Source organism: Variovorax paradoxus EPS (assembly GCF_000184745.1).
Lineage (GTDB): Bacteria > Pseudomonadota > Gammaproteobacteria > Burkholderiales > Burkholderiaceae_C > Variovorax > Variovorax paradoxus_C.
Window position 1 is genome coordinate 3,834,274 of record NC_014931.1, and the last position, 22,552, is coordinate 3,856,825.

Here is a 22,552-nt window from a genome sequence, read left to right on the forward strand (position 1 = left end):
CCTCCTGCCGCCCTCGCAGACCGAGGTAGAGTGCGGACACATTCATCGTCTCCCTGTCAAAAGAAAAGAGTCCGCCATGACCACTCGTGCAACTGCAAAGCAAGCCGACCGCCACCGAACACCTTCCACCCCCCGCCACTACGCCGTCGTCGGCGCGGGCATCGCCGGGGTAGCCGCTGCACGCACGCTGGTGCAGGCGGGCCACAAGGTCACGCTGTTCGAACGCGAAGCCGCACCCGGTGGCCGCATGGCAAGCATCGACACGACCTTCGGCCGCTTCGACAGCGGCGCGCAGTACTTCACCGTGCGCGATCCGCGCTTTGCGCTGGCGCTCGAAGCCACGCCCAGCCTCTGCCGCCCCTGGAGCGCCAACCTCGTGCGCGTGCTCGACGCCCACGGCCGCGTGGCCGAAGCGGCACTGCCGGGCCGCGAGTCGCACTGGGTCGCGCAGCCCGGCATGGACGCGCTGGTGGCCTACTGGGCTGCGCCGCTGGGCAGCAACCTCATCACGAACACGCAGGTCACGCAGATCGAGCCCGATGCGCTCGACCCCAAGCGCTGGCAACTGCGCACCGCGGGCGAAGACGATTCGCAGCATGTGTACTCGGGCTTCGACGCCGTGCTGCTCGCCGTGCCGCCCTCGCGCACCCGCGCGCTGCTGGGCGACGGCAAGCTCTCCGCGGCCATCAGCCAGAAGATCGAGCCGGTGCGCATCGCCCCCTGCTGGACGCTGATGATCGCGTTCCCCCAGGCCAACCAGGCCAACATGTCGCACCTCGGCCCGCAGTGGAATGCGGCGCGAAGCACCCACCACCGCGTGGCATGGCTCGCGCGCGAATCGTCCAAGCCCGGCCGCGAACGCATCGAACGCTGGACGCTGCAGGCCAGCGCCACCTGGTCGCAGGAACATCTGCGCGACGACGCGCCGCGCGTCGAAGCCAAGCTCTTGCGCGCCTTTGCCGAGATCACCGGCATCCACGCCGTGCCCTCGCATGCGCAGACGCGCTGCTGGACCGAAGCGCAGACGCAGGTGCCAGTTGGCAAGACCCACCTCTGGGACGCCAAGGCCCGCATCGGCGTGGCCGGTGACTGGTGCACGGGGCACCGGGTGGAAGACGCGTTCCTCTCGGGCCTTTCGCTGGCACTTGCGGTGATCTGATCGATTCGCGGGATGCGTGAGACCGGCCGTTTCGCGCCCTCGCCCACCGGGCCGCTGCACGCCGGCTCGCTGGTGGCCGCACTCGCAAGCTGGCTCGACGTGCGTGCGCGCGGCGCAGAGGCGCGCTGGCTGATCCGCATCGAAGACGCCGATACCGAGCGCTGCCTGCCCGGCATGGGCGAGCACATGCTGCGGCAGCTCGCCGATTGCCATCTGCTGCCCGACGAAACGCCCGTGTGGCAGACGCAGCGCACGGCGCTCTACGAGGCGGCGCTGCAGCGGTTGCAGGCCCTCGGCCTTGCCTACCCCTGCGGCTGTTCGCGCAAGGACATCGACACCGCGCTCGCCCGGCTCGGCCAGCGGCACGAACGGCATGGCGAGCGCGTGTACCCCGGCACCTGCCGCGACGGCCTGCACGGCAAGCCCGCGCGGGCCTGGCGCTTTGCCACTGAAAAGTTCGTATCGACACAGCCGGGCGAACTGCGCTGGAGCGACCGGCGCCTGGGCACGCAGCGCCAGGACGTCAGCCGCGAGGTCGGCGACTTCGTGCTGCGCCGCGCCGATGGCCCCTGGGCCTATCAACTCGCCGTGGTTGTCGACGACGCGGAGCAAGGCGTGACCGACGTGGTGCGCGGCGAGGACCTGGCCGACAACACCGCGCGCCAGATCCTGCTGCAGCGCGCGCTCGGCCTGCCGACCCCGAGCTATCTGCACACGCCGCTGGTGCGCGGCGCCGATGGCGACAAGCTGTCCAAGCAGAACGGCGCAACGCCCATCGACACCGCCACACCCGAAGCGGCATTGGCCGCGCTCGGCACGGCCGCGCGCGTGCTCGGCCTCGGTCCCGCGACAGCCACATCCTGTGCGGCTGCGTTGGCCGGCTGGGTGCCCGAATGGCGCGCTCTCTACAATTCGCGGCCGTAATGACCTTTCCCGACACCGTGCCCCACGACCTTCCGCCCAGCGACGACAGCACAGACGACAGTGCCGGCGACAACGACAACAGCAAGCCACACCCGCTGCACCGCCGCCTCAAGAGCTTCGTGAAGCGCGCCGGCCGCACGACCGACGGCCAGGCCCGGGCCTTCTCCGAGCTGGGCCCGCTGTTCCTCATTCCCTACACGCCCGAGCCGCTCGACCTGACGGCAGCCTTTGGCGGCCGCGCTGCGCCCACGGTGCTGGAGATCGGCTTCGGCATGGGCGAGGCCACCGCGCACATCGCCACGGTGCGGCCCGAGACCAATTTCTTCTGCTGCGAGGTGCACGAGCCCGGCGTCGGCGCCCTGCTCAAGCGCATCGGCGAGCAGTCGATCTCGAACATCCGCATCTGCGCGCACGACGCGGTCGACGTGCTCGACCACATGCTGCAGCCCGGCACGCTGGCCGGCGTGCATGTGTTCTTTCCCGACCCATGGCACAAGAAGCGCCACAACAAGCGCCGGCTGATCCAGCCCGAATTCGTGACCAAGCTCGCGCAGCACCTGCGCCCCGGCGGCTACATCCATTGCGCCACCGACTGGCAGCCCTACGCCGAGCAGATGCTCGAAGTGCTGTCGGCCGAGCCGCTCCTGCGCAACACGGCCGAAGCCTATGCGCCGAAGCCGGAATACCGGCCGCTCACCAAGTTCGAGAACCGCGGCATCAAGCTGGGCCACGGCGTGTGGGACCTGGTGTTCGAACGCGCTTGAAGCCCTCAGCTACTCGGCCTGGAAGCGGAACGGCAGCCGCATCCGGGTGCGCACCGGGCGGCCGTCCGCCGATCGTGCCGGATCGAAGCGCCATCCCTTGAGCGCATCGGTCACCGCCTTCGACAGCAGCGGATGCGGCGAGCGTTCGATGCGCACGTCTTCGGGCACGCCTGCTTCACCCACGTAGAAGACGGCGATCACCTGGCCCTCCACGCCCTCGTTCGCCAGCGCGGTCGGATAGTCGGGCAGGCGCCGCTGGCGGATCACCGGATCCTTCTCGATGGCGGGCGCCTGGGGCCGCGTGGCTGCGGTCGGCGGCGCACTGATGACCACGGGCGGCGGCTCCGGCGCGGCGTCCGGCGACGGTGCCGGAACGGGCTGCGCGATTTCGACCACGTCGCGCGGCGGCACGGTGCATCCCGCGAGTGCCATGCACAACCCCACACCACCCCAGAGAAAAGCAAGTTTCATAAGGGAATTCTGTAGCAGCCCCGCCTATCGCCTTGGCCTCGATATTGCTACACTTTTTTACTAACTGTAAGCAAAAGGGTGTCCAAATGAACACGTCACGCAGGGAATGGCTGGGCAAGGCGTATGGCGCGCTGCTGCTGGGAGGCGGTATCGGCATGACCCACGGGGTCTCGGCGCAGACGCGCACGGCCGGCGCAGCGCGCGTCGTGCTGCTCGGGCAATCGGTGCCATTGACGGGCGGCGCCTCCGAAATCGGCAGCGCCTTCGCGGCGGGCAGCCGGCTCGCGGTGAGCGACTTCAACACGCGCAACGCCACCACCGGGCTGCAGCTGAAGCTGGTGCAACTCGACGACGGCTACGACGCGGCGCGCGCCACCGCCAACGCACGCACCCTGCTCGGCGCCCAGAAGGCCGACCTGCTCTTCGGCTTCGTCGGCACCGCCAGCAGCGAGGCCGGCGCGAACGTCGCCACGCAACAGGGCAGCCTGCTCTTTGCGCCGTTCGCGGCCTCCGACAACCTGCGCAGCGCCGATCACCCCAATGTGTTCCACGTGCGGCCCGGCATGATCGACGAGGCTCTCAAGATCGTGCGCCAGTGCGCCACCGTGGGGCAGACGCGCGTGGCGCTCGTGGGCGACGACGACGCCATGGGCCGTGCCGGCCTGGCCGCCGTGCAACAGGCCATCGCCGAACTCAAGCTCACGCCGCTGGTCGCGAGTGCGCTGGTGCCTGCGGGCGGCGACAAGCTCGATGCCGCGCTGAAAGACGTGCAGAAGCAATCGCCCCAGGCGATCGTGCTGGTGTCGCTCTCGGGCACCACCGCCAGCGCCATCCGCAAGCTGCGCAAGAGCGGCTACACGGGCAACTTCATGGCCTTCTCGATCGTGGGCATCGACCCGCTCTACGCGGAGCTGGGCAAGGACATCGGCGGCATCGTGATCTCGCAGGTGGTTCCCTCGCCCCGGCCCTCGGCCATTCCGATCGTCAAGGAGTACCTCGCGGCGGTCGACAACTCCGACCAGACCGCGTCGTACGAAGGGCTCGAAGGCTTCATCGCCGCCAAGGCCGTGGGCGAGGCGGTGCGCCGCGCGGGCCGCGGCTTCAACACCGCGACCCTGCAGCGCACGATGACCGCGATGACCGACTACGACGTCGGCGGCTTTCGCATCAACCTGCGCCCGGGCCTGCGCGACAACGTGCGCAGCATCGACCTGATCAGCATCTCGGCCGACGGGCGCGTGCTGCGCTGAACGGCCTCAGCCCGTACTGACAAGCCGCTGCAGCGCATCGAGCGACAGCAGCTCGATGCGTCCGTAGCCCAGCGCAATCACGCCCTCGCCCGCCAGCGCATTGAGTTCCTTCGAGAGCGTCTGGCGCGTCACGCCGAGCATCATCGCGAGCGCCTCTTGCGGCAGTTGCAGGCTGTGCCGCAGGTGCACCGATTGCGTCGCATCGCCGCGCGCGAGCACCAGCAGCCGGTGCGCCACCCGCGCGCGCAGGCTGCGCAAGGTGGCGTCTTCCGCGAGGCCGTAGAGCATGCGCACCCGCGCCGCGAGCATCGCGCCGATGGCGTTGGAGAACACCACGTCGCGCATCTGCCGCGCGAAGGCCTCGGGCGGCACCACCAGGAGGTCGAGCGCTTCGAGCGCGGTGGCGTCGTGCGTGCGCGGCGAGCCGTCGATGAGCGTGATCTCGCCGAACCAGTTGCCCGGCTCCAGCACCGCGAGGATGGCCTCGCGCCCGTCCTGGCGCAGCGACGAGATCTTGATCGTGCCCGCCACGAGTCCGTAGAAGCCACCGCCCGCCGCATGGATCGGATCGCCCTGGCGGAACACCATGGTCCCGCGCCGCACATGGATGAGCTCGGCCGCGCCCACCAGCGCGTCGCGCTGCGCGCGCGGCATGCTGGTGAACCACGGGTTGGCCTCCAGCGCGGCACGGTGCGGGGCGGAGAGGCGCGGCTTGGAGGAAGGAGGCATCGGAAAGGCTTAGTTGGCTGTGAGCACAGGGGTTTACCAGCAGCTTGCATTGTCAAATTCTTGACAGTTGAGCGTCAAGTGCAGGTCTACAGTGGCCGCCACCCCACGGACGAACAACGGAGACGACACGATGAATGCAAGGGCACGTTTCACGAGCATGCAAGAGAGCACGCGCGAAGACTGGCAACTGATCGGCGGCGAGTTCATGCAGTTCTCTCGCGGATTGCCGGAGCGCGTGATCAAGCACCTGCAGATCCTCGAAGGCGACTACGGCGGTTTTCCCGTCGACCGCTACACCCACTCGCTGCAGACCGCCACCCGCGCGCTGCGCGACGGACGCGACGAGGAGTACGTGGTGTGCGCGCTGTTGCACGACGTCGGCGACACGCTCGGCAGCTTCAACCACCCCGACATCGCGGCCGCCGTCCTCAAGCCCTTCGTGAGCGAGGCCAACCACTGGATGGTGCAGCACCACGGGATCTTCCAGGGCCACTACTTCTTTCACCACATCGGCCTCGACCGCGACATGCGCGAGAACTTCAGGGACCACCCGCACTACGAGCGCACGGCCGAGTTCTGCGCGCTCTACGACAACCCCGCCTTCGATCCCAAGGCCGAGACCTTGCCGATCAGCGAATTCGAGCCCATGCTGCGCCGGTTGATGGCGCAGCCCAAGCAGAGCATCTACAAGACCGTGCTCAAAGAGCCGGCCACGGCTTGAACCGAACCCAAAGGACACATCCCCATGAACGCAAATTCCCAATCCGAAATCCAGAAGCTCGTCTCCGCCGAAGAGTGGCAACTGCGAGTCGACCTCGCCGCCTGCTACCGGCTCGTGGCGCTCTACGGCTGGAGCGACCTCGTGTTCACGCACATCAGCGCGCGCGTGCCCGGCCCGGAGCATCACTTCCTCATCAATCCCTACGGCCTGATGTTCGACGAGATCACCGCATCGAGCCTGGTGAAGGTCGACCAGCAATGCAACAAGATCATCGAGTCGCCCTACCCGGTGAACCCGGCCGGCTTCGTGATCCACAGCGCGGTGCATGCCGCGCGCGAAGACATCCAGTGCGTGCTGCACACCCACACGAAGGCCGGCATCGCGGTGAGCGCGCAGAAGAACGGCGTGCTGCCCATCAGCCAGCAATCGACCTTCGTGCTGGCCTCGCTCGCGTATCACGACTACGAAGGCGTGGCCTTCCGCGACGACGAGAAGCCGCGCCTGCAGGCCGACATGGGCCACGCCAACTTCCTCATGCTGCGCAACCATGGCCTCTTGACCTGCGACAAGACCATTGCCGATGCGTTTCTTTCGATGTACACCTTCGAGAACACCTGCCAGATCCAGATCGCCGCGCAATCGGGCGGCAGCGAACTCACGCACGTCGACCCGAGGATCATCGATGGCGTGGGCCAGGCGATGAAGGTGCAGAGCGGCGGTCTCGGCGGCATGTTCGTCTGGCCTTCGCTGATCCGCAAACTCGACCGCATCGACGACAGCTACAAACAATAAGACGCGTCGATCCCGGTTTCCACGGCTGCCAGCGCCCGCGCGACGGGTGCGGGCAGCCATTTTTTTAGACAGAAGAAAGACAGAGGAGACACAACCCATGGACGCCACGCTCATCGTGACCCGGTTCCTGTTCGGCGCGCTCGCGCTCGTGATGTTCGGGCTGGGGCTGTCGCTCTCGCTCGCCGACTTCAGGCGCCTGTTCAAGCACCCGAAGGCGGTGACCATCGCGCTGGTGCTGCAGGTCATCGGCCTGCCGCTCGCCTGCTACGCGATCATCGTGGGCTTCGGGCTCTCGCCGGTGTTCGCCATCGGGCTCATGCTGCTGGCGGCCTCGCCAGGCGGCATTTCGGCGAACCTGTTCTCGCACCTCTTCGGCGGCAACGTGGCGATGAACATCTCGCTCACTGCCGTGAACACGCTGCTGTCGATCGTCACGCTGCCGCTCATCGCCAACTGGGCCATCAACCACTTCGCGCAGAGCGGCCAGGTGGTGCCGCTGCAGACGCGCAAGCTGGTGGAGGTGATCGCGATCGTGATGGTGCCGGTGGCCATCGGCATGTTCGTGGCCTCGCGCAAGCCCGGCTTCGCCGCGCGCATGGAAAAGCCGACCAAGATTTTCAGCGCCGTGGTGCTCGCGGTGGTCACGGTGCTGGCCATCGCGAACGAGTGGAAGACCATCACCGCCACCTTCGCCGAGATCGGCCTTCCAGTGCTGCTGTTCAACCTCGTGAGCCTGCTCGCGGGCTACTACCTCAGCCGCGCCGCGGGCCTCGACAAACCGCTGGCCACGGCTATCAGCTACGAGATCGGCATCCACAACTCGACCCTCGCTATCTTCATCGCGGTGAGCGTGCTCGGGAGTTTTCCGCTCGCGCTGCCGGCCGCGATCTACTCGGTGGTGATGTACATCACGGCCCCTCTGTTCGGATGGCTGTTGCTGCGGCGCGGCCAACCGGCCGTCGCGCCTGCGCGATGAGGCGCGCGGGGCTGCGTCAGACATAGCCCTACGGCCTCGACGGAAACCCGCTTGCCGGGGGCCAAGGGCGTTGTCTGCAGAATAGGAGGCCATGCACGTTCGAAAAGCGGCGCTCGCCGCCCTCCTCCTCTCCCTCTCGTCCGGCTTCCTTTCCCCCGCTTCAGCCGCCTCGGTTCCCGATGACCCCGCAGCTTCCGCCGCGGCGGACGCGCGCATCGAATCGCTGATCGCGCGCATGACCGTCGAGGAAAAGGCCGGCCAGCTGAGCCTCTACGGTCCTGCGGACATCGACACCCCCAACAACCCGCAGGCGGGCTGGCGCAACGGCCAGCAGGAGACGGCCGATGTGCGCGCCGGCCGCCTCACCGGCCTCTTCAACAACGCGGGCCTCGAAGGCAAGCGGCGGCTGCAGCAGATCGCGGTGCGCGAATCGCGCCTCGGCATTCCACTGATCTTCGGTGCCGACGTGATCCACGGCTTTCGCACGATCTTTCCGATGCCGCTGGCCGAGGCCTCCAGCTGGGAGCCCGCGCTGGCCGAGCGCACCACGCGCGCGGCTGCGGTCGAGGCCACGGCCGACGGCTTTCGCTGGACCTTCGCGCCGATGGTCGACATCGCGCGCGACGCACGCTGGGGCCGCGGCCTCGAAGGCGTGGGCGAGGACCCGTACCTCGCGCGACAGTTCGCTGCCGCGCGCGTGCGAGGCTTCCAGGGCAGCAATCTCTCGAACGCCGATTCGATGCTCGCCACACCCAAGCACTTCGCGGCCTACGGCGCGGCCGAGGGCGGCCTGGACTACAGCGCGAGCGACATCTCCGAGCGCACGCTGCGCGAGGTCTACCTGCCGCCGTTCCGCGCAGCCATCGATGCGGGCGCGCTCTCGGTCATGAGCGGCTTCAACGAGATCGCAGGCATCCCCTCGACCGCGAACCCCGCGCTGCTCACCGGCGTGCTGCGCGACGAATGGAAGTTCAAGGGCTTCGTGGTGTCCGACTACACCGCCGACGAGGAGCTCATCGAGCACGGCTACGCCGCCAACGGCCGCGAGGCCGCCAAGATGGCCTTCATGGCCGGCACCGACGTGAGCATGCAGAGCGGGCTCTACATGCGCCACCTGCCCGACCTCGTGGCCTCCGGCGAAGTGCCGATGGCGCGGCTCGACGAGGCGGTGCGCCGCGTGCTGCACGTCAAGCAGAAGCTGGGCCTCTTCGACGACCCGTTCCGCAACCTCGACGGACCGCCAGCCGCCCAGCGCGCCGAGAACCCCGAGTTCATCGCGCTCGCCCGCGAGGACGCGCGCCGCTCCATCGTCATGCTGAAGAACGAAGCCAAGCTGCTGCCGCTGCCCAAGGCCGGCACGAAGATCGCGCTGATCGGTCCGTTCTCCGAGGGCACGAAGGACCTGATGGGCTCCTGGAGCCTGTTCCCGGGCCAGTCGGCGCCGGTGGGCATCGACGAAGGCCTGCGCGCCGCATTGGGTCCCGACTCCTACGTGACGATCGCGCGCGGCTCGAACGTTGAATCGCCGCTGCCCGGCGGCATCGAGGCCGCCGTGGCTGCCGCACGCGATGCCGACGTGGTGGTGCTGGCCATCGGCGAAAGCCAGAAGATGTCGGGCGAGTCGCGCTCGCGCAGCGACATCGGCCTGCCGCAGCCGCAGCAGGATCTGGCCGAAGCCGTGGCCGCCACCGGCAAGCCGGTGGTCGTGCTCCTGAGCAACGGGCGCGCGATGGCGCTCAAGGGCGCGGTGCGCAATGCGCGCGCCATCCTCGTGACCTGGTTCCTCGGCGTGCAGACGGGCCACGCCATCGCCGACGTGGTGTTCGGCGACTTCAATCCTTCGGGCCGCCTGCCGGTGAGCTTTCCGCAGACTGCCGGCCAGGTGCCCTACTACTACGCCCACAAGCGCACCGGCCGGCCCTCGCCCGAAGGCGCGCCGGGCACGTCGTTCAAGACGCGCTATGTCGACGCGACGAACGAGGCGCTCTACCCCTTCGGCTTCGGCATCGGCTATGCGCCCGTGCGCTACGACAGCGTGGAGCTGAGCGAGGACCGCATGGGGATGGGCGACACGTTGCACGTGCGCGCCACCGTCACCAACACCGGCATGCGCGAGGCCGAGGAAGTGGTGCAGCTCTACCTCTCGGAACGCGCCGCGAGCGTGACGCGGCCGGTGCGCGAGCTCAAGGGCTTCCAGAAGGTGCGCATCGAGCCGGGCGCATCGAAGGTGGTCGAGTTCACGCTCGCCGCGGCGGACATGGCCTTCATTGGCCGCGACATGAAGCCCGTGGTCGAACCGGGTGAGTTCGACCTGTGGGTCGCGCCTTCGGCTGCGAGCGGCATCCGAAAGCGCTTCGTGCTCACCCGCGAGTGAGGCGCGAGCGAGCCGGGCGGCTTACTACTCGCCGCTCGCCGTCGCGGAAGGCAGGTTCGCCGACGCCACCGGCGGCTGCACCTGCGATTCGAGGATCTCGGTCGGATGCATCGCGTTGTTGGCGCGCACCGCCTCGGCCTGGACCTGCGCGCGGTCGGCGCCCGCGACCGGTGCCTGCACCTGCGACTCGAGAACCTCGGTCGCATGAATGCCGGTGTTGGCCTGCATCGCGTCCGTGGCCACCGCATCGCGCGACAGGGTCGAATGGGACATCTGCGGATAGTCCGGATCGGCGAATCCGCTCGCATGCGCGAACGAGGCCAGCAGCATGGCCGGAGCGGCGGCGATGCAGAGGGTTGCGATACGCAATTTCATGGGTGTCTCCTGGAGTGATGGTCTTTTCACTCTAGGCCGGCCCACTTACGGGCCGGTGATGACTTGCTTAGACCTGTGTGAGAAGGCGCGCCGGGACGCACGCGCCTTCTCATCACGCGTTGCGTACTCAGCCGAACACGCCGGTGGCGGTGCGGCGGCCTTGGTGCCGGGGGATCGGGTCGTGCCGGGACTGCTGCTGTTGCGCTTCACTGGACGCGAGCCCAAATGCCCGTGGTGGCGGTCCGACGCACAGCGGCGCCGCACACACAAACGAAAAAACGGACCCGAGGGTCCGTTCTTCATGGTGCCGATCGGAGCGATCGGATCAGAGGCCGGCTTGGCGGGTGAACGACACGCTGGGCTTCTTGTAGGCCTGCGGCACTTCGTCGCGGTAGAAGGCGCGGCGGTCGAGGCTGGCGAGCGGGTCGTGGGCCTTGGCAACGGCTTCGGCCTGGATGGTCGCGCGGTTCGCGGTCGAGGTGAAGGGTTGCGCACCGGCTGTGGCACCTTCGCCGTATTCGTTGCCGGCGCGTGCGGCGGCAACGGCTTGCGGAGCGACTTCAGCACGCGACACCGACGAGTTCACGGTGTGCACGCCGTCATAGGTTTCTGCTTGCGCACCGGCGGCAGCCAGGAGCGAGAGGGCAGCAGCAGCGAGGATCTTCGAGGCATTCATTTCAATCTCCTTCAAACGGTTGGTTGGTGAGGAGAAGTTTGATCCTGAAGGCCTTCAAAAAACCGCCGCAAAATGAATCGCGGCGTTCACGAGATTGAAACAATCGGGGTTTGCACCGAACCGCAATGCACCCCGATTTGCTACCGCGGCACTAGTGCGAAATCATCCACGGCCGCTTCGACGGTGCGGCCTTGGCGCCATTCGGCGCGGTCACCGTCGCGCTGCGGCGGGACGATCCCGAGCAACAGCCGCAGCCCGCCGGGTGCTTGAAGCGCGCGTAGTCGCGGGAGCTTCCGGGCTCGTGCCGCGCGCGCTCGTTGGTCTCCATCGCACTGCGTGTGCCCGAGGCCATCAACGCGAGCCGCGGTGCGGCCGAAAGTACACGCGGCGAAGCGCATCCGCAGTCGGGGCACGCGGCCGGCTCGTCGCGCTGGCCCGAAGGCCGCAGCGCATCGAAGCCGCCGCACTGCCCGCAGGCGTAGTCGTAGGTCGGCATGTTTTTTTCTTCAGCGCAGGTCGTGCGACAGCGGCATGTCGATGCTGCCGTCGATGAACTTCACCGGACCCGAGGCGTTCGGGTTGATATCGAAGTCGAAGATGCCCGTGGGCAGCCACAGCGTGGCGCACGAGTTCGGCACATCGACCACACCGCTGATGTGGCCTTGCACCGGCGCCGTGCCGAGGATCGAATAGGCCTGTGCGCCCGAGTAGCCGAACTTCTTCAGGTACTCGATGGCGTTCAGGCACGCCTGGCGATAGGCCACGTTCACGTCGAGGTAATGCTGCTTGCCGCTCTCGTCGACCGAGATGCCTTCGAAGATCAGGTAGTCGTTGTATTGCGGCGTGATCGGGCTGGGCTTGAAGATCGGGTTCTTGATGCCGTACTTGGCCATGCCGCCCTTGATGAGCGTCACCTTCATGTGCACCCAGCCCGCCATCTCGATGGCACCGCAGAAGGTGATTTCGCCGTCGCCCTGGCTGAAGTGCAGGTCGCCCACGCTCAGGCCCGCGCCATCGACATACACGGGGAAGAACACCTTGGAGCCGCGCGAGAGGTCCTTGATGTCGCAGTTGCCGCCGTGCTCGCGCGGCGGCACCGTGCGGGCGCCTTCCGCTGCGGCCTTCGCGCGTGCTTCACCGGTCATCTTGCCCATGTGGGCGGTGCCGGCGAACGGCGGATTGGCGAGGCCCGGCACACGGTCCGGATCGGTGGCGATGAGCTTGCCTTCGCGCTCGTTCCACATGTCGAGCATCGGCTTGTCGGGCAGGCAGCCGATGAGGCCGGGGTGGATCAGCCCCGCGAAATTCACGCCCGGGATGTGGCGCGAACTCGTGAACATGCCCTTGAAGTCCCAGATCGATTTCTGCGCTTCAGGGAAGTGATCGGTCAAGAACCCGCCGCCGTTCTTCTTCGAGAAGAAACCGTTGAAGCCCCAGAGGCTGTCCTGCTTGGCGCCGATGTCCAGCAGGTCGACCACCAGCAGGTCGCCGGGCTCGGCGCCCTTCACGCCCACCGGGCCCGAGAGGTAGTGCACCGTGCTCAGGTCGATGTCGCGCACGTCGTCGGCACTGTCGTTGTTCTTGATGAAGCCGCCGGTCCAGTCGAAGGTCTCCAGGATGAAGTCATCGCCCGGATTGACCCAGCAGGCCATCGGAATGTCCGGGTGCCAGCGGTTGTGGATGTTCTCGTTCTCCGTGGGCGATTGGGTCAGGTCGACCTTGATCAGCGTGTCCGTCATTTGCAGTGGCTCCTGGGGTTGTGGTTAGACAGAGAGATAGGCTTTGATGTGATCGACATCGGTCTTGTCGCGCGCGGTCTCGTGCACAAGGCGGCCGCCTTCGATGACGAAGAGCCGGTCGGCCACGTCCATCGCGAAACTCAGCACCTGCTCGGACACGACGATGGTGATGCCGCGCAGCTTGCGGATCTCGTTCAGCGCCTTCGCGATGTCCTTGATGATCGAAGGCTGAATGCCTTCGGTGGGCTCGTCGAGCAGCAGCACCTTGGGGTCGGTGACGAGAGCGCGTGCAATCGCAAGCTGCTGTTGCTGGCCGCCCGAGAGGTTGCCGCCCTTGCGGCTCTTCATGTCCCACAGCACGGGGAACAGCGCGTAGATTTCTTCGGGGATGCGCCGGGTCTTCGAGTTCTCCAGACCGGTCTGGATGTTCTCTTCCACGGTCAGCGTCGGAAAGATCATCCGGCCCTGCGGCACATAGGCGATGCCCTTGGCCACGCGCTTGAAGCTCTCGTCGCGCGACACGTCCTGCCCCGCCACTTCGATGCGCCCGCTCTTGATCGGCAGCACGCCCATCAGGCTCTTGAAGAGCGTGGTCTTGCCCATGCCGTTGCGGCCCATGATGGCGACGGTTTCGTTGGCATGGCCTTCGAACGAGAGGCCGTGCAAGGCCTCGCTCTGGCCGTAGGCGACGTGCAGGTCTTCGACCTTCAGCATGATGGTGCTCATGGTTCAGTGCCCCAGATAAACGTCGATGACCTTCGGGTCCGCCTGCACCTTCTCCATCGGCCCTTCGGCGAGGATCTTTCCCTGGTGCATCACGGTGACCTTGTGCGCGATCTGCTTGACGAAGGCCATGTCGTGCTCGATGACGATCACCGCGCGGTTCTGGCAAATGCGCTTGAGCAGGTCGGCGGTGAGTTCGCGTTCGCGCGCACTCATGCCGGCGATGGGTTCGTCGAGCATCAGCAGCTCAGGCTCTTGCATCAGCAGCATGCCGATCTCCAGCCACTGCTTCTGGCCGTGGCTCAGCAGGCCCGCTTCGGTGCGAAGCTTGTCCGCCAGGCCGATGTCTTCGGCCACCGCCTGCACCTTGGCCTTGACCTCGTCGTCGCACTTGAACGCCAGCGCGCCGAACACCGAGCGGCCTTTCGGAAAGGACACCTCCAGGTTCTGGAACACGCTGAGGTTCTCGTAGATCGACGGCGTCTGGAACTTGCGGCCGATGCCCAGCCGCACGCGCTTGTGCTCGGCCATCTTCGTGAGTTCGGTGTTCTTGAACTTGATGCTGCCGCCGCTCGCGCGCGTCTTGCCGCAGATCAGGTCGAGCAGCGTGGTCTTGCCGGCACCGTTGGGGCCGATGATCACGCGCAGCTCGTTCTTGTCGATGTAGAGCGTCAGGTCGTCGATGGCCTTGAAGCCGTCGAAGGAGACGGTGAGGTCTTCCACGGCGAGCGCGAAGTCGGTGTTGCTCATGAGGGTGTTCCGGGTTCAGGCGCGTTGGCTGCCGACACCTTCGGGCAGGTGGGGTTCGGGCGATACGACGGGTGCCGCGGGCGTCATCGGCATGGCGGGCGGCGGCTGCACCGCGGCCTCGCGCAGCGCCTGGCGGCGGCCCTTCCACCAGGGCTTGATCTTTTCGTCCCACAGGCCCGCCAGGCCCATCGGGAACGCCATCGTCACGCCGATGAAGAGCCCGGCCATCAGGAAGAGCCACAGGTCCGGAAAGCTCTCCGAGAACAGCGTCTTGCCCGCATTCACCAGCAGCGCGCCGTACACCGCGCCCACCAGGCTCATGCGGCCCCCGACCGCGCAGAAGATCACCATCTCGATGGACGGCACGATGCCCACGAAGCTCGGCGACATGAAGCCCACCTGCAGCGCGAACATCGCGCCGCCGATGCCCGAGAGCCCGGCCGCGAGGCAGAAGATGAAGACCTTGAAGTTCGACACGTCGTAGCCCGAGAAGCGCACGCGGTCTTCCTTGTCGCGCATCGCGAGCAGCAGCGTGCCGAGCTTGCTGGTCTGAATGAAGCGGCACAGGAGGATGCTCGCGACCAGCAGGCCGACGCACACGTAGTAGAGGATGTACTTGGCGCCGTCGGTGCGCGTGTCCCAGCCCAGCATCGTCTTCAGGTCGGTCATGCCGTTGACGCCGCCCGTGTAGCCCTGCTGGCCGATGATGAGCACGGTGCAGATCAGCGCCACCGCCTGCGTGATGATCGCGAAGTACACGCCGCCGACGCGACGCTTGAACATCGCGAAGCTCACGAGCCACGCCAGCGCCATCGGCGCGAGCACCACGAGTGCAAGGCTCAGTGGCAGGCTCTTGAACGGCAGCCACAACGCGGGCAGCTCGGTGATCTGGTTCCAGTCCATGAAGTCCGGAATGCCGGGGGTCGACTGGATCTTGGTGGTGATCGGGTCGGAGGCTTCGAGCTTCAAGAACATCGCCATCGCATAGCCGCCGATGCCGAAGAACACGCCCTGCCCCAGGCTCAGCACGCCGCCGTATCCCCACACCATGACGAGCCCCACGGCGACGAAGGCGTAGGTGAGGTACTTGCCCACGAGGTTCAAGCGAAAGATGTCGAGCGAGAGCGGCAGCACGACCGCCAGCAGCAGCACCAGCAGCAGGAGGCTGCCCAACTGGTAGCGCAGGATCGAGGCCTTGATGAAATTCATCGGAACGTTCTCCAGGAAGAAATCGGGTTCATCAACGGCGGACCTTGACGGCGAAGAGCCCTTGCGGCCGCATCATCAGGATCAGCACGATCAGCGAAAGCGTCAGCACCTTGGCCATCGAGCCGGTCATGAAGAACTCCGAGATCGACTGCGTCTGCGCAATGCCGAAGGCCGAGACCACGGTGCCCAGCAGGCTCGCGGCGCCGCCGAAGGTCACGACCAGGAACGCATCGACGATGTAGAGCGAGCCCGAGGTCGGCCCGGTCGAGCCGATGGTGGTAAAGGCCGCTCCCGCCATGCCGGCAATGCCGCATCCGATGGCGAAGGTCAGGCGGTCGGTCTTCTTCGTGTCGATGCCGGTGGCATTGGCCATCGTGCGGTTGGCCACGGTGGCACGCACGCGCAGGCCCCAGCGGCTCTTGTGCAGCGCGATGAGCACGCCGCAGGTGACCAGCCCGGTGAGCGCGAGCACGAAGAGGCCGTTGATCGGAATATCGAGGCCCTCATGGGGCGTCCACGAGCCCATGATCCATTCGGGCAGCGTGGGGCTCACTTCCTTCGGGCCGATGAAGGTGCGGAAAATCTGCTGCAGCCCCAGGCTCACGCCCCAGGTGGCGAGCAGCGTGTCGAGCGGGCGCTTGTAGAGGTGGCGAATCAACACCCACTCCACGATCCAGCCGACGATGAAGGCGAAGACGAAGGCCAGGCCGATGGCGATCGGAAAGTAATACGGCATGAACGCGGGCGCCATCCGCTCCGTGACCTGTGCGGCCAGGTAGATCGAGTAGGCGCCGATGGTCATGAACTCGCCATGCGCCATGTTGATGACGCCCATCTGGCCGAAGATGATCGCCAGGCCCAGGCCCATGAGCAGCAGCACCGCGAAGAGGCTCAGCCCCGCGAAGCCCTGCATGAGGCCGATGTTCATCATGTCCGACAGAGTCATGGCGGAAGTTCCGGAGAGTTGGATTTGCTCCCTCTCCCGCACGCGGGAGAGGGTTGGGGTGAGGGCCGACGGCCTTCTTGCGCTGTTTACTGGTAGCCCTTGGGGAACGGATCGGGCTTGATCAGTTCAGCCGATTCGGCAACCACCTTGAACGTCCCGTCGAGCTGCCCCTGACCGATGCGCGCCTTGCTCCACAAATGGTGGTTCGCATCCAGCTTCACGTAGCCCTCGGGTGCCGTCTTCAGCTCGATGCCCGGCGAACCCGCCACGACCTTGTCGACATCGAAGCTGCCGGCCTTCTCCACAGCCGCCTTCCACAGCCACGGGCCGAGGTAGCCCGCCTGCGTCACGTCGCCGATCACCGCGTCCTTGCCGTACTTGGCCTTGAAGGCGGCCACGAACTTCTTGTTGTTCTCGTTGTCGAGCGACTGGAAGTACTTCATCGACGAATAGAAGCCCGCGAAGTTCTCGCCGCCCACGCCGGTCATCTCGTCCTCGGTCACGGCCAGCGTCAGGAGGAACTGCTTGTCGCCGGTGATGCCCGCGGCCTTCAGCTGCTTGTAGAAGGCCACGTTCGAGCCGCCCACCACGGCAGCGAAGATGCAGTCGGGCTTGGCGACCTTGATCTTGTTGATGAGCGAGTTGAAGTTGGTGTGGCCCAGCGGGTAGTACTCCTCGCCCTTGACCGAACCCTTCTGGAAGTTCTCGATGTGCTTGCGCGCGATCTTCATCGAGGTGCGCGGCCAGATGTAGTCGGAGCCGACGAGGAAGAAGGTCTTGGCCTTCTTCTCCTTCGCGCCCCAGTCCAGGCCCCAGATGATCTGCTGCGTGGCCTCTTGCCCCGTGTAGATCACGTTCTTGCTCTGCTCCAGGCCTTCGTAGAAGGTCGGGTAGTACAGGAGGCCGTTCTCCTTCTCGAACACCGGCAGCACGGCCTTGCGCGAGGCGCTGGTCCAGCAGCCGAAGACGGCCGCGCAGTGGTCGTTGACCAGAAGCTTCTTCGACTTCTCGGCGAAGGTGGGCCAGTCGGAGGCGCCGTCTTCCTTGATGACCTTGATCTTGCGGCCCAGGATGCCGCCCATGGCGTTGATCTGGTCGATGGCCAGTTGCTCGGCCTGGATCGAGCCGGTCTCCGAAATGGCCATGGTGCCGGTGGACGAATGCAGTTGGCCCACCGTGACTTCGGTGTCGGTCACCGCGAGCTTGGTGGTGTTGACCTTGGCGGTGGGGAACTGCGACTGGCCGAAGCTCAGGCCGCTCAGGCCCATCACGGGCAGCGCGGCGGCGCCCTGCAGCAGGCGTCGGCGGCGCAGGGCCATGGCGTCGAGGGCATCGAAGGAGGGATCGGAATCACGCGGCATCAGGAACTCCAGGCAGGTTGAGAAGCAGGTTGGGAAGGGTGAGCCGCGCACCATCGCAGTGCATCGGACGGTGCCCCGAGCACCATGGCTGGTACTTTAGAAATCAGTTCCTCTCCGGCGAATACGTCATTCAACGTAGCGGCGGGAACCCGCCCTGCCCGCAGACTCGCAAGCCGGCCACGGGGGAAGAAGGCACAGGGAGCGCTTCTTGCTGTACCTGCCCATGCCACCGCCGCCGCGAGAACCCGCCATGACATCCGTCTCCGGACAGAAGATCTTTCGCATCCGCCGCGACTACAACGCCTGGGTCGCGAACGAGACGCTGGAGGACTACGCGCTGCGCTACACGCCGCGCAGCTTTCGCAAGTGGTCCGAATTCCGGGTGGCCAACGCGGCGTTCGGCGCCACGTCGTTCCTCGCACTGGAGGCCATCGGGGGCGCCATCGCGCTGAGCTACGGCTTCTCGAACGCGCTGTGGGCGATCCTGGTGGTGGGGCTCATCACCTTTCTCACGGGCCTGCCGATCTCGTACTACGCGGCCCGGCACGGCGTGGACATGGATCTGCTCACCCGCGGCGCGGGCTTCGGCTACCTGGGCTCCACGCTCACCTCGCTGATCTACGCGAGCTTCACCTTCATCTTCTTCGCGCTGGAGGCGGCCATCCTCGCGCTGGCGCTGCAGATGTACCTCGACTGGCCGCTGTGGCTGCTGTACCTCGTGTCGTCGATCGTGATCATTCCGCTGGTGGCGCGCGGCATCACGCTCATCTCGGGGCTGCAGCTTTGGACGCAGCCGATCTGGATCGTTCTCTTCGTCTGCCCCTTCATCGCGGTGATGGTGAAGAAGCCCGAGCTGTATGCCGACTTCACCGGCCTCGTGGGCCGCACCTCCGACAGCAGCGGCTTCGATCCGCTGATGTTCGGCGCGGCCGCCACCGTGGCCTTCTCGCTCGTGGTGCAGATCGGCGAGCAGGTCGACTACCTGCGCTTCCTGCCCGAGAAGACCGCCGCCAACCGCGGCCGCTGGTGGACCGCGGTGCTGGTCGCCGGGCCGGGCTGGATCGTGCCGGGCATGCTGAAGATGATGGGCGGCGCCTTTCTCGCGTTCCTCGCGCTGCAGCACGAGATACCGGCCGCGCATGCAATCGAGCCGACGCAGATGTACCTCACGGGGTTCTCGTACGTGCTGCGCGATCCGGCGTGGATCCTCGGCGTGACGGTGCTCTTCGTTGTCGTCTCGCAGATGAAGATCAACCTCACCAACGCCTATGCGGGGTCGCTTGCGTGGTCGAACTTCTTCGCGCGGCTCACGCACAGCCACCCGGGTCGCGTGGTGTGGCTGGTGTTCAACGTGGCCATCGCGATCCTGTTGATGGCGCTCGGCGTGTTCGCCGCGCTGGAACATGTGCTGGGCTTCTACAGCAACATCGCCATCGCCTGGGTCGGCGCGCTGGTGGCCGACCTCGTCATCAACAAGCCGCTGGGCTGGAGCCCGAAGACCATCGAGTTCAAGCGGGCGCACCTGTACGACATCAACCCCGTGGGCCTCGTCGCGATGCTGGTGGCAGCGGCGCTCGCGATGCTCGCGTACTCGGGCGCGCTCGGCCAATGGGCCAAGGCTTTTTCGCCCTTCATCGCGCTGGCCACGGCCATGGCGGTGTCGCCGCTGCTCGCGTGGAAGACGCGCGGCCGCTACTACCTCGCACGCACCGACATCGACCGCTGGGCGCCCGGCCAGAGCGTGAAGTGTTCGGTGTGCGACAACAGCTTCGAGTCGGAAGACATGGCGCACTGCCCGGCCTACAGCGCGCCGATCTGCTCGCTGTGCTGCACGCTCGAATCGCGCTGCCACGACCGCTGCAAGACCGACTCGCGCGCCGCCGAGCAGATGAGCGGCTGGCTGCAGGCGCTGCTGCCGCCTGCGCTCTCCGCGCGGCTCAACTTCCGCGTCGCGCACTACCTGCTGGTCGCCACCTCGCTGATCGCGCTGCTGGCCACCGTGGTGGGCGTGGTTTATGCGCAGGAGGCCATCGCAGGCACCAGCGATCCGACCTTGTCCACGGCTTTCCTCAAGGTATTCGCGTTGCTCTCGGTCGTGGCAGCGGTGGCCGCATGGTGGGTGGTGCTGGGCAGCGAGAGCCGGCAGATGGCGCAGGAGGAATCGAACCGCCACAACAACCTGCTCGCGCTGGAAATCGAAGCTCACCGCCGCACCGACGCCGCATTGCAGACCGCCAAGGAAGCGGCCGAGGCGGCCAACCAGGCCAAGACGCGCTACGTTGCCGGCATGACGCACGAGCTGCGCACGCCGCTCAACAGCATCCTGGGCTACTCGCAGATCCTGCTCAAGGGCGATGCGGCCGCACCGCCGCGCGAGGCGGTGCAGACCATCCACCGCAGCGGCGAACACATGCTCGGCCTCATCGACGGCCTGCTCGACCTCGCGCGCATCGAGGCCGGCCGTCTTCAACTGGAGCCGGCGCCGCTCGCGCTGCCGGCCTTTCTCGACCAGTTGGTGCACATGGTGCGGCCGCAGGCGGAGAACAAGGGCCTGGCCTTCGTCTTCACGCACGCGGGTCAGTTGCCGGCCTGGGTGCATGCCGATGCCAAGTGGCTGCGGCAGATCCTCATCAACCTGCTGACGAACGCGGTGCGCTTCACCGACAGCGGCACCGTCACGCTGCATGTGGACGCGCGGCGCGAGGTGCTGCGCTTCGATGTGGTCGACACCGGCATCGGCGTCGCACCGCAGGACCACCTGCGCATCTTCGAGCCCTTCGAGCGCGGCGCCGCCGGGCGCCGGCGCGGCGAGCCGGGCACGGGGCTGGGCCTCACGATCACCGCGCTGCTGACCTCGCTGATGGGCGGCGAGCTGGTGCTGGCGCAGACCTCGCCCGCGGGCAGCACCTTCAGCGTGCGCGTGTACCTGCGCGAGGTCGCCGACCCCGGCCCGCAAGCCAGGGGCGGTGCCTTGCGGCAGCCGGTGTCGGGCTACATCGGCGCGCGCCGCACGCTGCTCGTGGTGGACGACCAGCCCGTGCAGCGCCAGATGCTCGCCGGCATGCTGATGCCGCTGGGCTTCGAGGTGCGCGAGGCCGCGAGCGGCACCGAGTGCCTGGACAGCCTGCGCGAAGAGCTGCCTTCGGCGATCCTGCTCGACCTCACGATGGACGACATGGACGGCTGGCAGACCGCCACCTCGGTACGCGCCTCGGGCTTCAAGGACATCCCGATCATCATCGTCTCGGCCAACATGTTCGAGAACCAGACCGAGCGCCTGAACGCCGCGGGCTGCCAGGCCTTCGTCGGCAAGCCGGTGATCGAGTCGGAACTCATCGCCACGCTGGAGCGGCACCTGGGCCTCGAATGGCTGACGGCCAGCGACGCGATACCCCCCGCAAGCGAAGAAGAAAGCGCGTTGCGTCCGCCGCAGCTCGTGCTTTCGGAAGACGACCGCGCCGAGCTGATGCGCCTCGTGCAGATGGGCCACGTCCGCGGCCTGCAGACGGCCCTCGACCGGCTGGCCGCCGCATCGCCCGCCGCGGCCGCCACCTGCACCTGGCTGCGCGGCATGGTCACCCGCTTCGACCTGGACAACCTCCGCAACGCACTGGCAGAAGATGCAGACACTCCCCTTGCCCAGCCATGAATCCGAGCGCCCCGTGGTGCTGGTGGTGGACGACGCCCCCAGCAGCCTGGGCATGCTGTGCGACACGCTGGAGGCCAGCGGCTACACCGTGCTGGTCGCCGCCGACGGCGAGGCCGCGCTGCAGCGGCTCGAGCTGGTGGTGCCCGATGCGATATTGCTAGATGGCCTGATGCCCGGCCTCTCGGGCTTCGAGACCTGCCGGCGCATCAAGGCCAACCCGGCGTGGGCGCACATCCCCGTGCTGTTCATGACGGGCCTTTCGGAAACCTCGCACGTGGTCGAAGGCTTCGAATGCGGCGGCGTCGACTACGTGGTGAAGCCGATCCGCGCGCAGGAGGTTCTGGCGCGGCTGCACACGCACGCGCGCAATGCCCGCATCACCCGCATGGCGCGCGATGCGGTCGATGTGGCCGGCATGGGCGTGGTGTTCGTCGACACGCGCGGGCGCATCGCGTGGCGCTCGCCGCAAGCGGCGCTGTGGCTGCACGCGCTCGAAGATCCGGTGTCGCCGGGGCTGCTGCCGCAGTCGCTCGAAGCGGCGCTCATGGCGGGCGCGGCGATCGTCATCGGCACGGCGACGGGCATGCGCCTGTCGGTGCGCAACCTGGGCGCGGCGGCGCTCGGCGAAACGATGCTGCTGTTCGCGATGCAGCGCGACGGCACCGCTGGCGCTTCGTCGGCGCGGCTGGCCGAAGCGGCGCTCACACCGCGCGAGACCGAGGTGCTGTCGTGGCTCGCCAAGGGCAAGACCAACCGCGATATCGGCGAGATCCTGGGCACCAGTCCGCGCACGGTGAACAAGCACCTGGAGCACATCTTCGAGAAGCTCGGCGTGGAGACGCGCGCGGCGGCCGCGGCGCTCGCGAGCGGGCAGCTCGCCTAGGAGGGGGTGGGTACCTACCCCCGGGTTTTCCGGTCATTGAATGCACCCGTTTTGCTCTGCAGAATGAATGCATCACCGGAG

The 22,552-nt window shown here is 67.0% G+C and carries 21 protein-coding genes; 10 read left to right on the forward strand and 11 right to left on the reverse strand.

The window, feature by feature from the left end; all coding sequences use genetic code 11:
• The first annotated feature begins 76 nt into the window (after nt 1–76).
• The 3 genes from VARPA_RS17725 to trmB are packed head-to-tail and all read left to right on the forward strand — an operon-like array spanning nt 77 to nt 2,847.
• Nucleotides 77–1,159: an NAD(P)/FAD-dependent oxidoreductase gene (locus VARPA_RS17725; RefSeq protein ID WP_013541959.1), complete on the forward strand. Its 1,083-nt coding sequence runs from the start codon at nt 77–79 to the stop codon at nt 1,157–1,159.
• A 12-nt stretch (nt 1,160–1,171) separates the two neighbouring features.
• Complete coding sequence (gene gluQRS / locus VARPA_RS17730) at nt 1,172–2,083, forward strand: tRNA glutamyl-Q(34) synthetase GluQRS (RefSeq protein WP_013541960.1); 912 nt, start codon at nt 1,172–1,174, stop codon at nt 2,081–2,083.
• Entirely contained in the window at nt 2,083–2,847 is a 765-nt protein-coding gene (gene trmB, locus VARPA_RS17735) for a tRNA (guanosine(46)-N7)-methyltransferase TrmB (protein ID WP_013541961.1), read from the forward strand. Before gluQRS ends, trmB begins: the two co-directional genes overlap by 1 nt.
• A 9-nt stretch (nt 2,848–2,856) precedes the next feature.
• Here the strand turns inward: trmB and VARPA_RS17740 are convergent, their stop codons facing one another.
• Nucleotides 2,857–3,318: an energy transducer TonB gene (locus VARPA_RS17740; protein WP_080559394.1), complete on the reverse strand. Its 462-nt coding sequence runs from the start codon at nt 3,316–3,318 to the stop codon at nt 2,857–2,859.
• A gap of 86 nt (nt 3,319–3,404) precedes the next feature.
• On the opposite strand from VARPA_RS17740, the gene VARPA_RS17745 reads away from it, so the two are divergent.
• Entirely contained in the window at nt 3,405–4,568 is a 1,164-nt protein-coding gene (locus VARPA_RS17745) for an ABC transporter substrate-binding protein (RefSeq protein WP_013541963.1), read from the forward strand.
• A gap of 6 nt (nt 4,569–4,574) precedes the next feature.
• Here VARPA_RS17745 and VARPA_RS17750 read toward each other — a convergent pair whose 3' ends face one another.
• Nucleotides 4,575–5,297 carry a Crp/Fnr family transcriptional regulator gene (locus VARPA_RS17750; RefSeq protein WP_013541964.1) on the reverse strand — a complete coding sequence of 241 codons (723 nt, stop codon included), beginning with the start codon at nt 5,295–5,297 and terminating at the stop codon, nt 4,575–4,577.
• A 130-nt stretch (nt 5,298–5,427) separates the two neighbouring features.
• Between VARPA_RS17750 and VARPA_RS17755 the strand changes: the two genes are divergently transcribed.
• The 4 genes from VARPA_RS17755 (at nt 5,428) to VARPA_RS17770 (ending at nt 10,160) form a co-directional block, all read left to right on the forward strand.
• On the forward strand, nt 5,428–6,018 hold the full coding sequence (locus VARPA_RS17755; RefSeq protein WP_013541965.1) for an HD domain-containing protein: 591 nt from the start codon (nt 5,428–5,430) through the stop codon (nt 6,016–6,018).
• A 24-nt stretch (nt 6,019–6,042) separates the two neighbouring features.
• Nucleotides 6,043–6,810, forward strand: coding sequence for a class II aldolase/adducin family protein (locus VARPA_RS17760; RefSeq protein WP_013541966.1), 768 nt, complete (start codon nt 6,043–6,045; stop codon nt 6,808–6,810).
• 97 nt (nt 6,811–6,907) lie between these two features.
• Complete coding sequence (locus tag VARPA_RS17765) at nt 6,908–7,786, forward strand: bile acid:sodium symporter family protein (RefSeq protein ID WP_013541967.1); 879 nt, start codon at nt 6,908–6,910, stop codon at nt 7,784–7,786.
• A gap of 91 nt (nt 7,787–7,877) precedes the next feature.
• Nucleotides 7,878–10,160 carry a glycoside hydrolase family 3 N-terminal domain-containing protein gene (locus VARPA_RS17770; protein WP_013541968.1) on the forward strand — a complete coding sequence of 761 codons (2,283 nt, stop codon included), beginning with the start codon at nt 7,878–7,880 and terminating at the stop codon, nt 10,158–10,160.
• Between the two features lie 24 nt (nt 10,161–10,184).
• On the opposite strand, the gene VARPA_RS17775 is transcribed toward VARPA_RS17770, so the two are convergent.
• From VARPA_RS17775 to urtA, 9 genes are all read right to left on the reverse strand, one after another.
• On the reverse strand, nt 10,185–10,535 hold the full coding sequence (locus VARPA_RS17775) for a hypothetical protein (protein WP_013541969.1): 351 nt from the start codon (nt 10,533–10,535) through the stop codon (nt 10,185–10,187).
• Between the two features lie 325 nt (nt 10,536–10,860).
• Nucleotides 10,861–11,211, reverse strand: coding sequence for a hypothetical protein (locus tag VARPA_RS17780; protein ID WP_013541970.1), 351 nt, complete (start codon nt 11,209–11,211; stop codon nt 10,861–10,863).
• A gap of 151 nt (nt 11,212–11,362) precedes the next feature.
• Nucleotides 11,363–11,707, reverse strand: a complete 345-nt coding sequence (locus VARPA_RS17785) for an FmdB family zinc ribbon protein (protein WP_013541971.1) — start codon at nt 11,705–11,707, stop codon at nt 11,363–11,365.
• A 10-nt stretch (nt 11,708–11,717) separates the two neighbouring features.
• A complete protein-coding gene (gene fmdA / locus VARPA_RS17790; protein ID WP_013541972.1) occupies nt 11,718–12,950 on the reverse strand; it encodes a formamidase in 1,233 nt (410 codons plus the stop codon).
• 24 nt (nt 12,951–12,974) lie between these two features.
• Nucleotides 12,975–13,664, reverse strand: a complete 690-nt coding sequence (gene urtE / locus VARPA_RS17795) for an urea ABC transporter ATP-binding subunit UrtE (protein WP_013541973.1) — start codon at nt 13,662–13,664, stop codon at nt 12,975–12,977.
• 15 nt (nt 13,665–13,679) lie between these two features.
• The gene (urtD, locus tag VARPA_RS17800) at nt 13,680–14,423 is read right to left on the reverse strand and encodes an urea ABC transporter ATP-binding protein UrtD (protein WP_013541974.1); all 744 of its coding nucleotides are present in this window, start codon (nt 14,421–14,423) and stop codon (nt 13,680–13,682) included.
• Between the two features lie 15 nt (nt 14,424–14,438).
• Nucleotides 14,439–15,632: an urea ABC transporter permease subunit UrtC gene (urtC, locus tag VARPA_RS17805; protein WP_013541975.1), complete on the reverse strand. Its 1,194-nt coding sequence runs from the start codon at nt 15,630–15,632 to the stop codon at nt 14,439–14,441.
• A 31-nt stretch (nt 15,633–15,663) separates the two neighbouring features.
• Nucleotides 15,664–16,578 carry an urea ABC transporter permease subunit UrtB gene (gene urtB / locus VARPA_RS17810; protein WP_013541976.1) on the reverse strand — a complete coding sequence of 305 codons (915 nt, stop codon included), beginning with the start codon at nt 16,576–16,578 and terminating at the stop codon, nt 15,664–15,666.
• Between the two features lie 86 nt (nt 16,579–16,664).
• Nucleotides 16,665–17,939: an urea ABC transporter substrate-binding protein gene (urtA, locus tag VARPA_RS17815; RefSeq protein WP_013541977.1), complete on the reverse strand. Its 1,275-nt coding sequence runs from the start codon at nt 17,937–17,939 to the stop codon at nt 16,665–16,667.
• A 250-nt stretch (nt 17,940–18,189) separates the two neighbouring features.
• On the opposite strand from urtA, the gene VARPA_RS17820 reads away from it, so the two are divergent.
• Nucleotides 18,190–21,588 (forward strand): ATP-binding protein, encoded by a 3,399-nt coding sequence (locus VARPA_RS17820; protein WP_013541978.1) that lies wholly within the window; start codon nt 18,190–18,192, stop codon nt 21,586–21,588.
• Nucleotides 21,560–22,471 (forward strand): response regulator transcription factor, encoded by a 912-nt coding sequence (locus VARPA_RS17825; RefSeq protein ID WP_013541979.1) that lies wholly within the window; start codon nt 21,560–21,562, stop codon nt 22,469–22,471. Before VARPA_RS17820 ends, VARPA_RS17825 begins: the two co-directional genes overlap by 29 nt.
• Nucleotides 22,472–22,552: the final 81 nt, after the last annotated feature.